Origin of the sequence: Methanococcus maripaludis C5 (assembly GCF_000016125.1) — an archaeon.
Taxonomy (GTDB): domain Archaea; phylum AGJL01; class Methanococci; order Methanococcales; family Methanococcaceae; genus Methanococcus; species Methanococcus maripaludis_D.
This window is the reverse complement of the sequence record NC_009135.1, coordinates 527,908-549,341: the sequence shown is the minus strand read 5'-3', so window position 1 is coordinate 549,341 and position 21,434 is coordinate 527,908. Positions and strand designations below refer to the sequence as shown.

At 33.6% G+C, this 21,434-nt stretch carries 16 protein-coding genes; 6 read left to right on the top strand and 10 right to left on the bottom strand.

The window, feature by feature from the left end:
• Positions 1-16: 16 nt before the first annotated feature.
• The 3 genes from MMARC5_RS02960 to MMARC5_RS02950 all read right to left on the bottom strand — a co-directional run bounded on the left by MMARC5_RS02960 (position 17) and on the right by MMARC5_RS02950 (position 3,594).
• The gene (locus MMARC5_RS02960) at positions 17-913 is read right to left on the bottom strand and encodes an RluA family pseudouridine synthase (protein ID WP_011868352.1); all 897 of its coding nucleotides are present in this window, start codon (positions 911-913) and stop codon (positions 17-19) included.
• 113 nt (positions 914-1,026) lie between these two features.
• Complete coding sequence (locus MMARC5_RS02955) at positions 1,027-2,694, bottom strand: glutamate--tRNA ligase (RefSeq protein ID WP_011868351.1); 1,668 nt, start codon at positions 2,692-2,694, stop codon at positions 1,027-1,029.
• Positions 2,695-2,844: 150 nt separating this feature from the next.
• On the bottom strand, positions 2,845-3,594 hold the full coding sequence (locus tag MMARC5_RS02950; protein ID WP_011868350.1) for an exodeoxyribonuclease III: 750 nt from the start codon (positions 3,592-3,594) through the stop codon (positions 2,845-2,847).
• Positions 3,595-3,872: 278 nt separating this feature from the next.
• On the opposite strand from MMARC5_RS02950, the gene carB reads away from it, so the two are divergent.
• From carB to MMARC5_RS02930, 4 genes are all read left to right on the top strand, one after another.
• Positions 3,873-7,118, top strand: coding sequence for a carbamoyl-phosphate synthase large subunit (gene carB, locus MMARC5_RS02945; RefSeq protein WP_011868349.1), 3,246 nt, complete (start codon positions 3,873-3,875; stop codon positions 7,116-7,118).
• Positions 7,119-7,183: 65 nt separating this feature from the next.
• Positions 7,184-8,251, top strand: a complete 1,068-nt coding sequence (locus MMARC5_RS02940) for an archaeosine biosynthesis radical SAM protein RaSEA (protein ID WP_011868348.1) — start codon at positions 7,184-7,186, stop codon at positions 8,249-8,251.
• 116 nt (positions 8,252-8,367) lie between these two features.
• Positions 8,368-8,667, top strand: coding sequence for a histone family protein (locus MMARC5_RS02935; RefSeq protein ID WP_011868347.1), 300 nt, complete (start codon positions 8,368-8,370; stop codon positions 8,665-8,667).
• Between the two features lie 206 nt (positions 8,668-8,873).
• On the top strand, positions 8,874-10,115 hold the full coding sequence (locus MMARC5_RS02930; protein WP_011868346.1) for a CBS domain-containing protein: 1,242 nt from the start codon (positions 8,874-8,876) through the stop codon (positions 10,113-10,115).
• A gap of 43 nt (positions 10,116-10,158) precedes the next feature.
• Here MMARC5_RS02930 and MMARC5_RS02925 read toward each other — a convergent pair whose 3' ends face one another.
• A complete protein-coding gene (locus tag MMARC5_RS02925) occupies positions 10,159-11,565 on the bottom strand; it encodes an aspartate kinase (protein ID WP_011868345.1) in 1,407 nt (468 codons plus the stop codon).
• Positions 11,566-11,699: 134 nt separating this feature from the next.
• Between MMARC5_RS02925 and MMARC5_RS02920 the strand changes: the two genes are divergently transcribed.
• Together MMARC5_RS02920 and MMARC5_RS02915 are read left to right on the top strand one after the other, a co-directional pair.
• Positions 11,700-13,196, top strand: a complete 1,497-nt coding sequence (locus tag MMARC5_RS02920; RefSeq protein WP_394296038.1) for a (R)-citramalate synthase — start codon at positions 11,700-11,702, stop codon at positions 13,194-13,196.
• Between the two features lie 55 nt (positions 13,197-13,251).
• The gene (locus MMARC5_RS02915) at positions 13,252-14,061 is read left to right on the top strand and encodes a PEGA domain-containing protein (RefSeq protein ID WP_011868343.1); all 810 of its coding nucleotides are present in this window, start codon (positions 13,252-13,254) and stop codon (positions 14,059-14,061) included.
• Positions 14,062-14,066: 5 nt separating this feature from the next.
• Here the strand turns inward: MMARC5_RS02915 and MMARC5_RS02910 are convergent, their stop codons facing one another.
• The 6 genes from MMARC5_RS02910 to MMARC5_RS02885 all read right to left on the bottom strand — a co-directional run bounded on the left by MMARC5_RS02910 (position 14,067) and on the right by MMARC5_RS02885 (position 21,364).
• Positions 14,067-15,032: an AI-2E family transporter gene (locus MMARC5_RS02910; protein ID WP_011868342.1), complete on the bottom strand. Its 966-nt coding sequence runs from the start codon at positions 15,030-15,032 to the stop codon at positions 14,067-14,069.
• 163 nt (positions 15,033-15,195) lie between these two features.
• Complete coding sequence (locus MMARC5_RS02905) at positions 15,196-16,761, bottom strand: COG1361 S-layer family protein (protein WP_011868341.1); 1,566 nt, start codon at positions 16,759-16,761, stop codon at positions 15,196-15,198.
• A 1-nt stretch (position 16,762) separates the two neighbouring features.
• On the bottom strand, positions 16,763-17,920 hold the full coding sequence (locus MMARC5_RS02900) for an efflux RND transporter permease subunit (protein WP_011868340.1): 1,158 nt from the start codon (positions 17,918-17,920) through the stop codon (positions 16,763-16,765).
• A gap of 81 nt (positions 17,921-18,001) precedes the next feature.
• Positions 18,002-18,604, bottom strand: coding sequence for a TetR/AcrR family transcriptional regulator (locus MMARC5_RS02895; protein WP_011868339.1), 603 nt, complete (start codon positions 18,602-18,604; stop codon positions 18,002-18,004).
• A gap of 111 nt (positions 18,605-18,715) precedes the next feature.
• Positions 18,716-20,848: an ATP-binding protein gene (locus tag MMARC5_RS02890; protein WP_011868338.1), complete on the bottom strand. Its 2,133-nt coding sequence runs from the start codon at positions 20,846-20,848 to the stop codon at positions 18,716-18,718.
• A gap of 12 nt (positions 20,849-20,860) precedes the next feature.
• A complete protein-coding gene (locus MMARC5_RS02885; RefSeq protein ID WP_011868337.1) occupies positions 20,861-21,364 on the bottom strand; it encodes a hypothetical protein in 504 nt (167 codons plus the stop codon).
• Positions 21,365-21,434: the final 70 nt, after the last annotated feature.

The window sequence follows — 21,434 nt, the reverse complement described above, 5'->3', positions numbered from 1 at the left end:
CCACAACACACGATTTTTAGTTTTTCAAGTTTTTTATGAGATTTTCCATATCATCTGGCAGTTTTGATCTAATTTCCATATTTTCTTTTGTTATTGGATGAATAAATCTTAAAATATGCGAATGAAGAGCTTGTCTCTCGATTAAATCAGCAGTTTTTCCATAAAGAGTATCTCCAATTATATTATTTCCAAAACTTGATAAATGAACCCGTATCTGGTGTGTTCTACCTGTTAACAATTTTATTTCAAGAACTGATACATTATTGAATTCTTCAATTACTTTGTATTTAGTTTTAGAAATTTTTCCAAAAGTAGATAATTCTCTCTTTATACCATCGTCATTTAAATCGATTGAATCTTCAATAACCCCTTCTTTTGAATCCAGATGGCCATTTACTACCACAATATATATTTTTTCTAAAATTCCTTCATCCATCTGTTTTGCTAACTGTTGATGAGAATAAGAATTTTTTGCAATGATTAAAAGTCCCGTGGTATCCATATCAAGACGGTTTACAAATCTTATTTTGTAGTTTTGATTATTTATTTTCTGGTGATTTGAAATTGCATTTGCAAGTGTTCCAGATAGTACATTTTTAGTTGGGTGGACAACCATGTTTTTTGGTTTATCAACAATCAATAAATCGTCGTCTTCGTAAATTACGCATAATAGCAGTTTTTCAGGATCAATATTATTAATTCCGCAATCGATTTCAACAGAAACGGTTTCGTTTTCTTTTAATTTTGATTTTAAGGAAATATTTTTAGAATTTACAAAGATTTTCTTTTCTTTATCGAACTTTTTTATCATTTTATTGGAAAGTTCAAAATCGTCCTTTAAAACATCGATTAACTTGTTTCCAGCAATTTTTGAATCAATTGTTACTTTTAAAATCTTTTTTTGGCTTTCCATTTGAAATCACTTATTCCTTTAAATTATGGATTATCATCTTTAGACTAATTATAAATTTGTTATAAAAACTCGTGAATTTTAAAAATAAATAAAAATCTAAAAAAATTGTAAATTTATTTATGAGTTAGGTAGCAGGTATACCCATTGTCTACTTTTTCATCAATTCTTACAAATCCAAATCTTTCAAACTGGACAAAATCATCTTCTTTTACAACTGCAAAGTCTTTTTCTGCAAATCCTTCAATTTTTTCAGCATTTTCATCGATAACGGTTACAGGAACACTGTCTTTTACTGGAATCCAGTGAATAATACTTGCTTTGTTGCTTTTTGCAATTGCAAAATCATCACTATCGTATTTTGCATAGAGAATATCATTTTCTACTTTTTCAACAACAATATTGAATAATTCCATTAATCTATACATTTTTCCAGCTTCAAGATCGTCTGAAACGTATATTTCACCGTCAAATAATAATTCTCTGTTTCCAAGTTCACTTCTATCAGGATGCATTCTAAGATCGATTTTTCTACTATCTGCACCAGAAATTACTAATTTTTTAGGACTTTCTACAAAGAAGAATCTTCTCGCATCTTTATCGATTATGTCTTTGTTTGCGGCGTAGAGGTTTTCCCATGCAAATCTAACGTCTGCCTGTTTTATTCCAATTTCAACCATTAATTTATAGAGTGCTTCTGGCCTTATTCCTCTTTTTCTAAGTGCCCTTAAAGTTCCAAGCCTTGCATCATCCCAGCCTGAGTATTCACCACTCAAAATTCCTGCATGCATTTTTGAGGTACTTAAAACAGGCCCTTCTATTTTTAAAATTCCGTAGTGAACATATTCTGGAATTTCCCATCCAAAGTAGTTGTAGATATATTCTTGTTTTTCGGTGTTTACAATGTGGTCTTTTCCTCTTAAAACATGCGTCATGCCAAGCAGATGGTCGTCAACCGTTACTGAAAGATTCATTAATGGATATACGTGATATTTTATTCCATTTTTTGGGTGAGGGGTTCTTTCAATCCTAAATATTGGAAAATCTCTGATTGATGGGTTTTTGTGTGCAATATCTGTTTTTAACCTGACTGCAACATTATCAAGTTCTCCAGCGAGCATTTTTTCCCATAATTTCAAGTTTTCTTCTGGAATGGTATCCCTACATTTACAAAGGGTTCCCTGTTCTCTTAATGTTCTAAATTCATCCGCATCACAGTCGCAGACGTAAGCTTGTCCCATTTCAATTAATTTTCTACCGTATTCATAGTATGTTTCAAGCCTTTCTGATTGAACAATTACTTCGTCAACTTTTACTCCAAGCCATTTTAAGTCTTCTTGAATCATTTCGTAAGCTTCCGGAAGAACCCTTTTAGCATCAGTATCTTCAAGCCTTAGAACAAGTTTTCCATTGTATTTTTTTGTGAAAAAGTCGTTTAGTACGGATGCTCTTGCGTGTCCAATATGGAGGGGTCCTGAAGGATTTGGTGCAAATCTCATTACAACATTTCCTTTAACGTTTTTCAGTTCAATTTCTTTTCTTTTTCTTTCCGTTTTTTGTCCTAGCCCTTCTGGAGCAAGTTCGTCTAATTTTGCCTGCTGTTCTTCAAGAGACATTGTTTCAATTTCTTTTACAACTTCAGAAATAACTTGATTTACTTCTTTAACTTTGCTTCTTAAATCGGGGTTTTCTCCAAGTATTTTACCCATTGCAGCCTTTGGATTTGGTTTTCCTTTGAATTTAATCGAATTTTCAAGTAAATATGCCATTACAGTATCTTTCATAATTATCACTGTTTCTAAAATCCTTTTCAAAATGTTCTCTTAAATGTAATGCCGTCTCGCTTAAAAAGCTTATCGATTATGAAAATTAAAAATAAATCTAAAAATAATCTAAAGTTAAAAAATAATGAGAATACTTGAAAATAAAAAGAACTAGTCAAATATAATTCCAACAGGACAGTGGTCAGAACCCATTATTTCAGACATTATAAATGCATCTTTCAGATTATTTCGTAAACTCTCAGAAATACAGAAGTAATCGATTCTCCATCCAATATTTCTTGCTCTCGCGTTGAACCTGTAGCTCCACCAAGAATAATTATCAGGTTCTTTGTTAAACTCCCTAAAAGTATCTAAAAATCCAGAATTTACAATATTATCAAACCCTTTTCTTTCTTCAGGTGTGAATCCTGCATTTTTTACATTAGTTTTTGGATTTTTTAAATCAATTTCTTTGTGTGCGACATTTAAATCCCCACAAAATATTACGGGTTTTTTATTTTCAAGCGTTTTTACATAATTCAAAAAGTCCTGATCCCATTTTTGCCGGTATTTAAGTCTTGTAAGGCCCCTTTGGGAATTTGGAGTGTAAACATTTACTAAATAATATTCGTCAAATTTAAGAGTAATTACTCTTCCTTCACCATTGTGTTCACTGTTTTTTATTCCATAAATAACTTCATTTGGCTTTATTTTAGTAAAAACCGCAGTTCCAGAATAACCTTTCCTTTCTGCGTAATTCCAGTACTGAAAATACCCATCAAGCCCCAGCTGGACCTGTCCGCTTTGCACTTTTGTCTCCTGTATGCACATGACGTCCGGACTTTCACGTTTTAAAAAATCCATGAAACCATTTTTCAAACATGCACGAATCCCATTTACATTCCACGATAACATTTTCATAAAAATATTTATGTTAAAAAACTATAAAATAGCATAATATCTTTAAAATTACATTAAAAAATCGCAACTAAATGAATAACATTTTTTTGCTTAAATTCTATTTTTTAGAATGATACAAATCTTCATTTTTAATCGATTCAAAATATTTGAAATTGGTTTGAGCGGATAATTTAAATATTGGTCTTATGATATACTTTGACAATTTGAATTTTATATTATCATAGAGTTTAAAAACGAGAATACCATATTATATGGAAAAGGTATCCTAAGGTGGAATTTTGAAAAGAGAGGATATAAAAAAGGTAATGATTTTGGGTTCGGGCCCCATTGTTATCGGACAAGCTGCGGAGTTTGACTTTTCTGGCTCTCAAGCTTGTAAATCTTTAAAGGAAGAGGGCATTTATACAATTTTAGTAAATTCAAACCCTGCAACCATTCAAACCGACACAAACATTGCGGACAAGGTTTATTTGGAACCATTGACCCCAAAAATATTGGAAAAAATTATTGAAAAAGAACAGCCTGATGCAATTCTCCCAACAATGGGTGGTCAGACTGGTTTAAATCTTGCAATGGAACTTTCAAAACGCGGAATCTTGGAAAAACACGGTGTTGAACTTTTGGGTTCAACAGAAAGCGTAATTGAAACTTCAGAAGATAGAGATTTATTCAATAAAGCAATGAAAGAAATTAACCAGCCTATAGCAAAATCTGCAGCCGTTCACAGTGTTGAAGAAGCAATTGAAGCTACCAAAGAACTTGGATACCCTGCAATTGTAAGGCCCGCATTCACCCTTGGAGGAACAGGCGGTGGAGTTGCGAATAACGAAGAAGAATTAATCGAAATTACGAAAAAAGGATTGAAATACTCAATGATCAAGCAAGTTTTAATTGATCAGAGTCTTTTAGGCTGGAAAGAATACGAATACGAAGTAATGAGGGATAAAAACGATACCTGTATTGTGGTATGTAACATGGAAAATATCGATCCAATGGGAATACACACGGGTGAAAGTATCGTAACTGCGCCTTCACAGACCTTAAGCGATGAATTCCACCAAAGATTAAGAGACGCTTCGTTACAAATCATCAGACACTTGAAAATCGAAGGTGGCTGTAACGTTCAGTTTGCAGTAAACCCTGAAATGACGGATTACGTAGTAATTGAAGTAAACCCTAGAGTTTCAAGAAGTTCTGCACTTGCAAGTAAAGCAACAGGATACCCTATTGCAAAAATCGCTGCAAAAATTGCAATTGGAAGAACACTCGATGAAATACAAAATGATGTTACAAAAGAAACACCTGCAAGTTTTGAACCGACGATCGACTATGTTGTTGTAAAAATTCCAAGATGGCCGTTTGATAAATTCAGAACTGTTGGCAAAAAACTTGGAACTTCCATGAAGTCCACTGGGGAAATCATGGCGATTGGAAGGAATCTTGAAGAAGCCCTTCAAAAAGCAGTTAGAAGTTTAGATATTGGAAGATTTGGAATAATTGCAGACGGAAAAGACAAAGAATACTCAAATTCTGAAATTGTTGATATTTTAGAACATGCGACAGATGAAAGACTCTTTGTAATTGCTTACGCACTCGATAAAGGGTGGAGTGTTGATGGAATTTGTGAAAGAACAGGAATAAATCCATTCTTCATTGAAAAAATCAAAAAAATTATCGACTGTAAAAAAGAACTCGAAGTAATTTCAAGACTTCCTGTAGCTGACGAAAAATTAAAAGAAATCCTTTTAAAAGCAAAATCATTGGGCTTTTCAGATGTTCAAGTTTCAAAAATATTTTCAAAAACTGAAAATGAAATAAGAGACCTTAGAAAAAGACTCGAAGTAATTCCAGTTTACAAGATGGTAGACACCTGTGCAGCGGAATTTGAAGCAAAAACGCCATATTACTACTCAGCATACGAAAGATACTTCGATGAAGAACAGAACGAAAGCATCTCTTCAGATAGGAAAAAGGTAATAATATTAGGTTCTGGACCAATTAGAATCGGGCAAGGTGTTGAATTTGATTACTCGACAGTTCACGCAATTTTTGCATTAAAAGAACTTGGAATCGAAGCAATTATTGTAAACAACAACCCTGAAACCGTAAGTACTGACTACGATACTTCGGATAAACTATACTTCGAACCATTAGTCTACGAAGAAATAATGAATATAATTGAAAATGAAAATAAAAACGGACAGTTGCTTGGAGTTATCGTTCAGTTTGGTGGACAGACTGCGATTAACCTTGCAATGAAACTCTACAATTCTGGAGTAAACATTTTAGGAACTTCCCCTCAATCAATCGACCTTGCAGAAGATAGGGACCAGTTCATACACGTGCTTGAAAAATTAAAAATACCTCAAGCAGATGGTGCAACTGCAGTTAGTGAAGAACAGGCTCTTAAGGTTGTTGAAAAAATTGGATACCCTGCACTTGTTAGACCTTCATACGTGTTAGGGGGTCGTGCAATGCAGATCGTCTACAACACAGAAGATTTAAAAGACTACATGAGAGAAGCAGTTAAAGTTTCATCCGATCACCCGATATTAATTGATAAATTCTTAGAAGAAGCTGTTGAAGTAGATGTTGATGCAGTGTGCGATGGAGAAAGCGTATTTATTGGCGCAATCATGGAACACATTGAAGAAGCGGGAATTCACAGTGGAGACAGCGCTTGTGTAATTCCACCTCAAACGCTTTCAAAAGAAGTAATCGAAAAAATTGCGGAACATACAACCAAACTTGCTCTTGAACTTGGAGTAATTGGTTTGTTAAACATTCAGTACGCCGTAAAAGACGGTGTTGTGTATATTATTGAAGCAAACCCGAGAGCTTCAAGAACCATCCCATATGTAAGTAAATCAGTTGGTGTGCCACTTGCAAAAATTGCAACAAATGCAATAATGGGCAAAAAATTAAAGGAAATGGGATACTCGGGACTTGCAAAAGCAAAATATGTAAGCGTAAAAGAAGCAGTATTTCCATTCTTAAAACTTCCAGGAGTAGATCCTGTATTAAGCCCGGAAATGAAGTCAACCGGTGAAGCAATTGGAATTGACCAGGACTTTGGAAAAGCGTTTTACAAATCCCAGCTTTCAGCAAACATGGAACTTCCAACATCTGGAACTGTATTTATCAGCGTAAGAAACAGGGATAAAGACAACATTACAAAAATCGCTAAAAAATACCATAATTTAGGCTTTGAAATCGTTGCTACAAGAGGAACTGCAAGAGAACTTCGGTTATTCGACATTCCTGTAAGGGAAGTTAGAAAAATCTCAGAAAGTATGCAAAACAGTGTTCTTGATTTAATGCAGAAAGGAGAAGTTGATTTATTAATAAACACTTCTTCGGGAGATAAAGCTAAAACTGACGGATATTATATCAGAAGGGCTGCAGTAGAATTAAACATTCCGTGTATGACTACATTACAAGGGGCGTATGCTGCAATTAAAGCTATTGAAGCAATTAAATCTGGAGAACTTGGAGTTTATTCATTAAATGAACTTGAAAATTAATTTAAAACTTAATTATTTTATTTTAAATTTTTTATTACTTTATTTTCTTATTTTGAGGAGATATTATGTCGATGACTGATTATTTAAAAAATATTCGTGAAAAACATCTTAAAAAACGAAAAGAAAGAAATCCTGATTATCCAATTGCAGTATGGATTCAGGACGATGTCTTTCGTGATAAAACATTTGGAAAAAGTTTTACAATAATTTTAAGAACAAAGGGCTGTAAATGGGCGTATGAAAGCGGCGGCTGTACGATGTGTAGCTACCTAATGGATGCATCCCCTGCAGAAATTACTTCGGAAAACTTGAAAAACCAGTTCGATTCTGCAGTTGAAAAATATAAAGATCAACTCAATAAAAATATGTCAATAAAACTCTTCACATCTGGCAGTTTTTTGGATACTTTTGAAATCCCGCTTGAAACGAGAGAATACATCTTCAAAAGAATCGAAGAAATGGGTGCAAAAGAAGTTGCAATTGAATCAAGAGCTGAATTTGTAACTCCTGAAAACATGGAATCGATAAAAAACATTCTTTCCTGCAATATTGAAATCGGTGTTGGAATCGAAAGTTTAAATGAAAAAATAAGAAATGTTGCAATCCATAAAGGTGCCCCAACAAAAGCAATTGAAAACGCGTTTTCTGTTGCAAAAGAATACGATGTCGGAATAAAAGCATATATTTTGATAAAACCGCCATTTATTTCTGAAAAAGAAGCAGTCGCTGATGCAATAGATACTGCAAACAGATGTATCGAAATGGGTTGCAGCAGAATTTCTTTCTGTCCTGCATCAATTCATAAAGGAACGTTAATTGAAACACTCTGGAAAAAAAATCAGTACAGGCCGCCATTTTTATGGAGTATTTTAGAAATTTTAAATGAAGTAAAGTCTAAAAATCCTAATGCACTTGTAATGTGCGACACTGCAGGCGTTTCTTCAAAAAGAGGAGCCCACAATGCTATTGATTGCACCTGTAACGACAAGATAAAAGATATTTTCAATGAATTTACCATTACTCAAAAAATTGAAAAACTGGATCTTGACTGTGAATGTAAAAAACAGTGGATTGAGTACATGGAATACGAACAGAAAAATATCGTGCCACTTGGCGATGAAAAATTAATCTAATTTCATTTTTTTAAATATAATTTTGTGTTATTTTCCCATTTTTGATTTACTGTTTATATAAGGTTTAAATAATTTAAATCCCATATAATTCTAAAGATAATATAAGAGGTCTTATTATGATACCAAAAGGAACCGTTAAAAGAATTATGAAAGAAAATACCGAAATGAATGTATCAGCTGAATCAGTTGCTGCATTGGTTGAAATTTTACAGGAAATGGTCGTAACCACTACAAAAATTGCAGAAGAAAATGCTGCAAATGATAAAAGAAAAACATTGAAAGCAAGAGATATCGAACAGTGCGATGCTGAAAGATTGAGAAAAAAAGTAGTTGAAGTTTCAGAAAGAACTGAAAAAGTCAATATGCTTACAAACGAAATTTTAAACGTTATTGCAAACGAACTCGAAAGATACTAATTTTGGTACGTTTGACCTTTAAAAATGGAATTTATCCCCTCAAAATATAAATTTTAACTTAAACATTTAATATTATATAATTATCCAAATATTCTTCTTAACCCGTTAAATCGGAGAATTTGTCATTACTTTTCGAAATCATATAGGAAACAATATAAAATCTCAAAATCATAATTATACCATGGACTCGAAAAGGGGTGAAGGTCTTGAAAGAGCAAGCAATTGACATAGCCACAAAAGACGTTGTCACAGTAAATCCAGATACGCCAATATCTAAAGCTGTTGGAATCATGGAAAATAGAAAGTTCCATAATTTGATAATCGAGAAGGATGATGATATCTATCTCGTGACAATGCATGATTTGCTACTTGGAAACTCTGTGCATCAACAGGTCGAAGATCTGATGTTCAAACCATTTTGCGTAAGAATGAATACGCAAGTAATCGATGCCGCGTTTGAAATGATAAACAGTGGTCAAAGAGTAGCTCCAGTTATCAATGAAAATGACGAATTAATTGGAATTATTACTGATTATGACGTCATGAGGTGTGCATCACAGTCAGAGCTTTTGAAAGACGTTAAAATCGATAAAATAATGACGAAAAGCCCCGTCACAATTGATATCGATGAAAGTATCGGTAAAGCACGAAGTTTGATGATGAAATACAATATCGGAAGATTAGTAGTGCTCGATGCAGATGGAAAACCAATTGGAATGGTTACTGAAGACGATATAGTTAAAAAAGTCTTCAAACCAAAAACCAAAATGACAGTTGGAGAACTTACTGGCGACAAAATGCCGAGAATGGCACAGCCTGTATCAATGATCATAAATAAACCACTTATTACTGCAGATGAAGACGATTCAATTGCTGCAGTAGCAGATCTAATGGAAAAACAAGATATTAGGGGAATCCCAATATTTAAAAACGATATCTTAAGAGGTATCGTTACAAGGCTCGACATTTTAAAATATTTAAGGGATTTAAGAGCTGAATCAATGGTTGAAGTTGAAATTCAAGGTGATTTCGACGAAGATCAGAGAGAGCTTGCAGAAAGGATTTTATTTAACGAAATTAAAAAAATTGCCATTTATTCGAAAAAAATCCACTGGATTAAACTGGCGGTTAAAAAAGAAAGAGATAAAGGCGGAGTTCCAAATTACAGTGTAAAAACATACGTAAAAACTCCAAGAAAACTTTACGTTGCGGAAGGAAAACCAAAACTTTCTTCAACTAAAAGAATAGACTGGGACGGCGAAGAAATGGAATTAATCTCCGAAAAACAAAGATGGGACTTTATAGAAGTACTAAAAGATGCCCTTGATTCAGTAAAAAAACAGATCAGTATTGATAGGGAAAAAAGACAGTCTAAAGCATTAAACAGTGGTAAAAAAGAAATAATGGCTGAAGAATTTTCCGAAACTCCTACTGAAAACGAGGAGTAAATTCTCTTTTTTTATTTTTAATTAAAAAAAATTTGAAAGTTTTTTAAAAGTTTATATCATCTTCAACAAATGTTTTGTGAAGATTCTTTAAACATGGTTCTAGTTTGTCTTCGTTGATTACAAATGAGATGTTTGTCTCAGATGAACCTTGTGCAATCATTTTTATGTTTGCGCCGCTTTCTGCAACTGCATCAAACAATTTTCCTGCGATTCCTTTTGCACCTTTCATTCCAGAACCTACAACTGAAACAACACAGACATCCTTGTCAAATGATATATCTTTTATAAGGTGGCATTCTCCAAACTCGGACCTTAATTCTCTAACGCATTTTTTAGCTTCAAGTTCGCCGTCATAAATTACAATCGAAATGTTTGTTTCAGACGATCCTTGTGTAATCAAAATTACGTTTGCATTTGATTTTCCAAGAACGTTGAAGATTCTTGCAGCAGTCCCACTTACTCCAACCATTCCACCACCAAATATGTTAATTAAAATTACGTCTTTGATAGTAGTTATTGCCTTTATGACACCGTTGCTTGTTTCTGAGGAATCTGTAATTAATGTTCCTTCGTTTTCTGGTTCGAACGTGTTTTTAATTCTTAAAGGTATTTTTTTCTCCATTACGGGCTCCATTGTTCTTGGATGAAGAACTTTCGCACCAAAGTATGCAAGTTCCATTGCTTCAATGTAGGACATTTTTGGAATCTTTTTTACATTTTCAACCATTCTCGGGTCTGCTGACAAAACACCGCTAACATCAGTCCAGATTTCAACCATATTCGCCATTAATCCGCGACCAACTAATGCTGCTGAATAGTCACTTCCCCCCCTTCCAAGGGTTGTAATGTGGCCTTCCTCAGTTCCAGCAACAAAACCTGTAACAACAGGGATAAATCCATCTTTTAATAAAGGTTCGATTTTATCAGCAACGTCAAGTCTTAAAATTTTCGCGCAAGTGAATGTATCATCAGTAATAATTCCTGCATCCCTTCCTGCAAGGAAAAGAGAATGTTTTCCCATATCTCTTATTGCACCACTTAAAATCGGAGCTGAAAGCCTTTCACCAAATGAAAGAATGAAGTCTTTTGATTTTGGAGTTAATTCGCCAAGGTATGAAACTCCGACAAGTACTTTTTCTAAATCGTTTATTGAACTTTGAATCGTTTTTGAAACTTCCACTCGTATATCGTGATTTTCAATTGCCTGTTCTATTGCAATTTCGTGTTTTCGCCTTAAATCTTCGATAAAGTTGTTTATTTTTGCGATATCTCGTACATCAAGTGCTTGAGCAGAGATTTCTACAAGCGAATTAGTAACTTGTGTCATTGCAGAGGTTACAACTACGACATCTTTATCTTCATTTGTCTTGTTTACGACGATTTTCGCAACATTCCTTATCCTTTCGCCATTACCAACCGATGTTCCACCAAATTTCATCACTGTAACCAAACAACACCACCTTTTAAATAATAAATTATAATATATTGATTCATAGTCCTTACTACAAATATTATGGTTTACCAATTAATCAATGGAATATTATTTAAACTTATCATTTGAATTTGGCAAAAATATTGAAACTAATGGTGCGAGAGGATAAAATGGTTAACATATTCGATACTACATTAAGGGATGGAGAACAGACTCCCGGAGTTTCGCTATCTCCGAGTGAAAAACTCGAACTGGCAATAAAACTCGATGAACTTGGTGCAAATATTATCGAGGCAGGTAGTGCTATAACCTCAAAGGGCGAAAGAGAAGCCATAAAACTTGTTGCTGAACAGAAATTAAATGCTGAGATATCATCATTTGTAAGGGCCCTTCCCGTAGATATTGATGCTGCGCTTTCTTGTAATGTAGATAGCGTTCATCTGGTTGTTCCAACATCAGATATCCATATGGAATACAAACTTAGAAAAACCCGTGAAGAAAATTTAGCAGGTGCAATGCACGCTGTAGAGTATGCCAAAGACCACGGTTTAATCGTTGAACTTTCAGCAGAAGATGCTACAAGAAGTGATGTAGAATTCTTAAAAGAACTTTTCAAAAAAGGAGAAGAATTAAAAGCTGATAGAATTTGTATATGTGATACTGTTGGTATTTTAACTCCCGTAAAATCCATAGAACTTATAAAAACAATGAAAAACGCAATAAAAATTCCAATTTCAATCCACTGCCATAACGATTTTGGAATGGCTACTGCAAATACACTTTCTGCAATAAGTGCGGGTGCAGACCAGTGCCACGTTACAATCAACGGTATCGGTGAAAGAGCAGGAAACGCATCATTAGAAGAAGTGGTTATGAGCTTAAAATCACTTTATAATATCGACACCACCATTCAATCTGAAAAACTATATAAAATCTCGAGAATCGTTTCAAAATACATGAAACTATCAGTTCCTGCAAACAAAGCGCTTGTTGGTGACAATGCATTTGCCCATGAAGCTGGAATTCACGTTGATGGCCTCATGAAAAGCACCGAAACTTATGAGCCAATCGGTCCAGAAGCTGTAGGTAACAGAAGGAAAATTATTCTTGGAAAACACAGTGGAAAAGCTGCTTTAAAATACAAACTCGAATTGATGAACATTGGATTAAGCCATGAAGAATTTGAAGAAGTTTATTCAAAAATTAAATCATTCGGTGACCTTGGAAAATACATCAGCGATATAGATTTAAAAACAGTTATAAGCCAGGTTCAGGGCGTTGAACTTGAAAGAAAAGTAATTCTCGATGAAATTACCGTAATGTCTGGAAATAAGGTATCACCTCTTGCATCCATAAACTTGAAGTTTGCAAACGACTGCAATATCAAAGACAATATCCGAGAAGCTGCATACGGTCTTGGTCCAGTTGACGCTGCAATAAATGCAGTTAAAAAAGCACTTACCGGTGTTGCTGACATTGAACTTGAGGATTACAGCGTTCGTGCGATGACGGGCGGTACTGATGCTTTAATTGAAGTAGTAGTTCACTTAAGAAAAGGAAATGAAGTTGTGGAAGTCAAAAAAGCGCATGGAGACGTTGTCATGGCATCAGTTGAAGCTATGATGGATGGAATCAATTTATTGATTTAAAATAAACCCTTACTTTTTTTAAACTTTTAAAATCATATATCTGAACGTGATAACCATGTTTAAAAAATCCGTATTTATTCTTTTATTATGTATAATTTTAAATATCATTTCAGTTTCCGCCGTTCCTTATCTTGATGCAGAAATATCTGATTTAAAAATTGAAAGGGGAACTACGGACAGGATTTATGTCGAAGTTAAAGAAATAAGCGGAACTTCCAATGCACATAAAATAACCGTAATTCCCGAAATTTATGGTGATAATGTAAAAATCAGTCCCGAAAATATTGAAATTCCGATTATTGGCGATGGAACAATAATCAAAGTATCATTTAAAATCAATACTTCAAAAGATACTGAACTCGGCGAAAAATCTGGAAAAATTATTATAGAATATTATGATTATGATTCAGAAAATGACGTGTATCTTGGTCCAAAAACAATTCAAAAAGAGTTTACATGCGAAATTATCGAAGGTTATGGAACTTATTCGATAAATTCAAACCCCGAAAATATTTCCATATATTTGGATGGAAATTATATTGGAAACACACCTTTAAACGCATCCGTTAAAGAAGGAAACCACTTTTTAAGGCTTTCTTCTGAAACTTTTGGAAACTATTCGGAAAAAATCACGGTAAATGCAGGCGAAAGTGGCAGTATTTTTAAAAATTTTAAAGAAGCTGAAAAAATAGAAAATTTAGATAATGTTTCTGAAAATATTTTTATTTCAGAAAATACCTCAGAAAGTAGTTCTGACTTTTCTGAAGTTTCAAAAAATATTGGTTTTGAAGGTATTTTAGTTTATTTTGGATTCCTTTTAGCTGCATTATTCATAATATTTACTGTTACAAAAAATAAATATTAAAAATATTAATTTTCCCCACTTTCAACAATTTTTCTAACCTTATGGATCGCATACACAAGCGCTACAATTATTGGACCGATTGCAAGTCCGGGTATCCCAAATACAAGTGGCCCAATTAAAAATGCAATTAAAACAAGTGCAGGGTGTAAATCTCCATCTTTTGAAATCACACGTGGTCTTATTGCAAAATCTGGCGCTAATGAAAGGAAAACAATCCCAAAAAATCCTAAGAGTATCCCTTTAGTAAATTCTCCAGTTAACAGATAATATACTGTAAGTGGAACATATATCGTCCAACCGCCCACAACGGGCAAGATATTTAGTATTCCTGAAAGAGCACCTAGTGTAATCGGGTTTGGAAGTCCAATAAGCCAGTACCCAATTATTGAAATAAATCCAACAATTAGTGATGTAACGACATTTCCAATAAATAATGTCTTTAATGCCTTGTGTATCTCATTTACAAATAGAAGCGTATTTCTTTTTTTCTCCTTTGGAATGTAAAGCAGAAAACTATCTTTTATTTTATCCCCATCTTTTAAAAAGTAAAACGTCATGAAAGATAAGAATAAAAGCCTCATTAATAGTGAGGGTACTGCAGAAATTTGCGTTGCTAAGTTATTGAGCAGTGGTTTTGAAACACCCCAAATATCGGAAACTGGTTGTGAAACGTCTGATGGAGGTACCCCTAAATAGCCCATATCACTTAAAATTGGAGTAACTTGTAACATAATACTGTCAATATCGAGTGAAAGTAAAAACGTTATAACATCCTCTGCAACCAAGGTAACCAAAAGTAACGATGGAATCACAATTCCGAGAAGACAAAATATTGCACCATAACTTCTACCCAATTTTGGTTTTAAAACATCATATAATGGTTTTGTCATGTATGCAACTGCAACTGCAAGAGCAATAATACCAATAAATGGCCATAACATGTAACTAAGTGCAAAAAATGAAAATATCATAAATCCTCGGGCCAATATATCATATTCTTTATTGTTCAAGATTATCAGTCCTCAAAAAATTTCAAAATTACTCGTTAATATTCAATTAGTTTACAATTAAATAAACCTAATTGATAAAACATTTAAAAATTAAAAAATAGAAAATTAAAAAATTTAGAAAAGATTATTCAGTTTGTTCCTTTTCTTTTTTTCTTTTAAGGTACATATAGTATCCTAAACCACCAACAAGTAATAATACGGCCAGATAAACTACTGTTGAGTTACCTCCGCCTTCAACATTTACTCTTACGGTTTTTTGTGAAAGGTATACATTGTCGTCCCCTTTTTCAGAGTCTCCAACGCTTCTAACTTCCACGGTAATTAAATACTCCTTATTTGCTGCATCTGAATCCACATCAATTATTAACTGTCCTTCACCAGTTTCATTGAGGTCAAGTGTTCCAATTGAATCGGTTTTTTGTGTGAACTCAAATGGTTGAGCTGAGTTTTTAATTGCACTTATTTTTACACTTTGGGCCTTTTCTGAACCCGTGTTTTGAAGAGTTAATGTAATAGTGTTTTCGTCTCCTGCTTTCAAAGTATAGGTTTCTGGAAGGATTTCAAGTACGGGTTTTGGTTTGATGTATAAATCAATGTACTCGATTTCGGAGTATTCTTCGTCAAATACATCCATGTAAGTAATATTTAATGGAACTGCGTAGTGTCCCGATTTTGCATCCTTATCTACGTCGATATAGAATACTGCTGTTTTTGTGTCACCTGAATTTAATATTCCAATATTTTTGAAGTTTGAATTACTCCATGAGTCAGTAAATGGATCTTCTGAAAGTAAATCAATTTCAACATTTTTAGTTTCACCATGACCGTTGTTTGTTATATCAACGTCAATTTTTACGTAAGTTTCCTGAGCTTTTATTTCAGTTGGATCAGTTATGACATTTGAAATTCCTAAATTAATATCTCCTTCGACAATAAACCCAATGTTTATTATTTCAGAGTTTTCTGTTCCATCTTCATCAATCCATGACAATGTTGCAGGGATTAAATATGAGCCTTCTGTTGTGTCCCCACTTGCGTGTAAATTAATCGAAAGTAATTTTGTAACATCAGGACTCAAACTTCCAAGGTAAAATTTGGTTGAATCGACTGGATTTATTAAATCGTTTGATCCGATAGTCAACGTTGCATCTTTTGCGGTTCCAGTTCCTTTGTTCATTACTTTTAGCTGAACACTTTCGGTTTTTGCAGGAGTTAATGTAACCCCATCTGAATTAATTTCAAAGTTTGCAAGACCATATACTGGAATATAGTAAACTTTTGTGAATGACCTGCTAGTTACTACCCGGTCTCCGTTTTTATATTCTACAATGTCGTAAGAAACTTTTACGTCGAGTCGGTAGTCTCTTGATGATGCATCTTCATTTATATGTAATTTAAAGTATGCTGTATCACTTCCCCCTTCTGACAAACTAGATATTGTATAAACCCCTTTTGTGGGATTTACTTGTTTTACTTCGAAGGGGTATTTTGAAGTTACAGTAATTCTTAAATCTTCAATTGTTTCATCAGAACCTTCATCATTTGCAACATCAATCCATACATCAACGTCGTCTCCAGGGTGTATAACATTTGGGTTATACTGTGGCTCGTCAATTTCGAGTGCTGAAACTGCAGTTGCAAGAATTGACAAGAGCCCAATTGCTAAAATTATTTTTGATAATTTACTCATTTTATTCACCTTTTAATTTTAAGGTAAGTTTATTGAGGAATGGTCTTGTGTATCTTTCTTCAATTACGATTAATGGGGGCAATAAACAGATAACTGCAGCCATACAGAAGAATATACCTAGTGTACAGACTTTACCCATATTTGACATCATTGATAATGGCGCAATCGTTAATGCAGCGAAACCTGCCATTGTAGTTACAGTAGTTACTAAAACTGCACTTCCAGTACTTACCACTGCAATATTTATCGCTTCTTCTAGAGTTTTTCCTTCCCGAAGTTCTTCTTCATACCTGTGATACAGGTGAACTCCATAATCAATACCGAGCCCCAGAAGCAGTGAACCCATAACAGATGTTGCAGTATCCATTGGGATACCAAATATCGCCATTGCACCTGCAGCCCATATAACTGCAACTATAACTGGAATTAAAGGCAGTATTGATTTTACAAAATTTCTAAAGTACAATAATAATATTGTAAATATCGCTAAAAGTGATGCTGCCCCAGTTACTGCCTGGCTTTCGTCCATCATTCTTCGAATAAGCTCACTTAATGCAGGCGTACCTGTTGTAACTACTTCAACTCCAGTGGGAATTGGAGATTCTTCCAATCTTGCATTTATTTCCTTAACGAGTTTCTTTTTATCTTCAGTTCCGGCATCAGTTGTTGCATAAACTACGACCATTGAATAATCGTCGTTAAATATGCCATCTTGAGAACTTTCAGGTAAATTTTGATAAATCGTCTTTACCGTTGCAATATCATTTGGAATAACATTGTTGTTATATGCTCTTAAAATGTCCACTTTTGAACTAACAGACGTTACCATATCCATGCTTCCAATATCCTGTTCTAAAAAATCAACCAGTTCTAAAACTCGAGGATCTCGGATATCCGTTACTTTTTCAGAGCTATCGGAGGCTACAAGTTTTATCCCGAGCATTACAGTCTCTGTACCGCCAAATTCATCCCTTATTTCGTTCATAGATACGATTACAGGATCATCTTGCGGAACCATCTTTTCATAATCTGTCTGAGACTCAACACCAGTAGCCATGAAAGCCATGAATATCGTGAGGACAATAACAACTGCAACAACCACAAATGGCCGTTTTTCTGATGCCTCAGCTATTTTCTGTAAGATTTTTTCGGCTTTCATCAAATCACCAGTATTTAAAAATACCTACCGGACGGTATTTACTCCACTATGAAAAACATTTTTTTCTATTTTTCACTGTGTTTATTTTTTTATTCGATTCCACAATCGTTCAAGACACCTATTTCCGTAGTCATAAGAGTCATTCATTAATTTTAATCGTCTTAAATTTGAATAACCTTCAATGATTGCAATAATCTCTAATGAAAGTTCTTTTGAATCGATATCTTCCAATATCTCCCCATTTTTTTTGGCGAGTTCTATCTTTTTTTTCAGAATTGAATACATCATTTTAGTAGTCATTGTAAAATCCATGTCTTTTGGACCGTATTGGATTGCGTCTAATGTAAATCTCGATTGAAATTCTGAAAAATACTTAATATCTTCCATATTAAATTCAAGATATTCAGCCATTTCATGTATCAATATTTCAGAATTTTCAAAATAATTCTTCAATAAATTTTCTAAAGAAGTTTCTTGCTCCATTTTTGACACAAGTGTCATAAATTTAGATTTGAAAGCTTCAGCCATTTCTACAAAAAGTTCATTTTTGTCTTTAAAATGATGGTAAATACCACCCTTCGTAATACCCGTTTTTTCGGCTATTTCGTTTAAAGACGTTTGATTGTAGCCTTTTGTAAGAAAAAGCTTTGCTGCATTTTGCACTATTTTTTCTTTTGTACTCATGATACCATACCTACCAGAAGGTATGTACTTTACATCGACGTTTATATATATAAACTTATCTGAAAAAATGACAAAATAAAATTTAAAAAAGATTTAATTTTAGAAATAATTTTAGGTTAACCTGTAATATCCATATTTTGGACTGAATACATCTGCACTCTTTTTTAATTTTGAAAGAAGGTCAGATACTTCCTTTTCGGAAATTTGAAATTCTGAAGCTTTTTCTACTATATCATCTTCATCTGCAAGGCCACTGCTGCTTAAAACCGAGAGTTCTCGAATAATGTCCACGATTTTATCCATTTTATCCAGTTTGGATTTTGGAATTTCACCCATTCCCTTATCTATGTCAAATTTTCCAGTTTCTGGATCATATGCAACCTGTCTTAAGCATTCTTCAATTATATCGATTGCAATTTTTGCATCTTTTTCTTCGACTTCTCTCGAAAGCCTTGCTTTTGCGTGCATTTCTGAAATCCTTATTGCAGCTTCGAGCTGTCTTGCAGTAACAGGAACTGGATTATCCCCTTCTCCAAGTTTCCTCATATCAACATAATAATCGCGAATTAATTTTTTAGCATCTTTTGAAAGAGGAGGACTTTTTATTTTTCGCTCATCAACTTCTCCAGAATACAAATGGTGATTCTCATCGAAATATGCGCAAGTTCTCGCATAAATTATATAATTTTTAATTAAATTCTCGTCAACGGTTATTCCATCGATTTCAATTGAACCGAGAACTTTTGAATAGTTTTTCGTTGCAGTTTCAATGTGGGTATCAAGTATGTGCTCTGCAATTTCTGCATCCCTTCGTTTATCTGGCGAATCTTTTAAAGGGAATATTAAATCAAAACGGCTTAATAATGGAGCAGGAATTCCAATCTGTTCGACTACGCCCATATTTCTATCAAATCTTCCTCGTTTTGGATTACATGCTGCAAGAACTGCGCATCTTGCAGGAAGTTTTACGTTAATTCCACCCTTATTCACGTGTATTGTTTGGGATTCCATTGCCTCTAAAATGTATTTCATGACGTTTTTATCAACCGTTAATTCATCAATACATGCAGTTCCCTCATTTGCACGAACAAATACCCCGGGCTTTACAACCCAGCCATCACCAATTTCAGTAGCTTCCCTTACAACGTTTGCAGTTAATCCGCCACCAGTTGCAGTAGTAACTGATGCATAGGAATTTTGAGGGAAAAGTCTTGAAATTTTTCTAAGCATTGTAGATTTTCCAATTCCTGGATCAGTAATTAATAAAATGTGGCTGTCTTTTCTAAGTTCTGATCCATCTGGTAAAAATTTAGTACATGCTTTTACCTGCTGTAAAAATATCGATTTTTTTACAAGATCGTAACCTTTAATTTGCGGGATTAAATAATTTGAAAGAATATCAATTATATTTTCTTTTTTTCCAAGCTCATCTAACGTGTTTATTAAATCGTAGTTGTTTATAATGTCCTTTACTTCGATTTTTTGGAAGCTTTCTCCAAGTTTTACATAGTTACTTTTTGCATAAATTTCAAAAACTGGCATGTTTGGTCGAGTAAGTTTTTTCATAACTGTTCCGACAACATCAACCCTTCCAGAATAAATTCCATCTGAATTTTCTAAAAAAACACGGATACTCCTTGGAGGATCGTCAGGATTTCTCATCAAATCAATTGGCTGCTGTATTTCAAGTTCCTGAATATTTACATAAGCAGAGCTGTCGTAATCAATTGACATTTCGCTTCTACAGTTTTGATTTTTGCAGTAACTTCTTGGTTGCTCAAAATAGTCGTGAACTGTTTTGTATGAAATTTCACCACAAGCTCGGCAGACAAAACATGCTTTTTTTAATAATGCACAGACTTTTGCCGCTTTTATGATATTTCCTTCAAATTTAACGAGCCTGTTCATTTCTGAAGAAGTTATTTCGTCAATTTTTTTGTCGCATCCAAGCGGATTTTTAAATGCGATCTGTGTTTTTTCTAGTTCCTTTTTTATATGCTCATCTTCACCAAAAAGCTCCATGTAAGCATCTTTAAAAATATATAAAAGAGGATCTTCGACTAATTTTGGATTTTCAATTATTTGATCGTTTATATCACAAGAATCAGAATAATTTTTTAAAAAATCGCATATATCAAATTCAAAAACGTTATTTTTAACCATCTTTTGTGAAATCTGGTCTTTCATGTATTTCTTTAATTTATCGCCGTAAAAAGTTAAAAAAACTTCTTCATCAAATTCCATTTTATCACAAAATTAATTTTGTAAATTAAAATCATATTTTTTAAGTCTTGAAATCACTTCTTCAAAATCCTGCCTGTTTTTAGCCTTTATATCCTTTTTTTGAGGGAATTTAAGAATTACTTCATCAAATAAAGATTTATTTGTAGGCGTTTTCATTGGATAGTGATATCGGTATATGCAATTAATCCTTGCAGTTATAAATTCGGATAAATAGTCCATGCATGCTTTTATTGCCATTGATTCGTCTGACAAAAGAGAACCTGACTTTTTAGATTTTAAATAAGAAATTCCTACAATTATTTCTTCGAGATTGCATTTTAAAAGTTCTTTTGACTTCTGCTGTTCTCGCTTTAATTCATAGAGATATATTGCAAGATCCTGTAAATTTGTCCACGGAAGATCAAAATTTATTCGCTCTTCGTCCCCTTCGTTCAACATCCAGAGTGGAACGTGCCTTTCGTTTACAACTACTTCGTATTCAGTGCATTTTAAAAATAAAATATCATAAACGTCCATCTTTTTCACAGCGATTATTGTAATGATTATAAAATGAGAATTTAATATCTATTTTATTTAATATAAATAT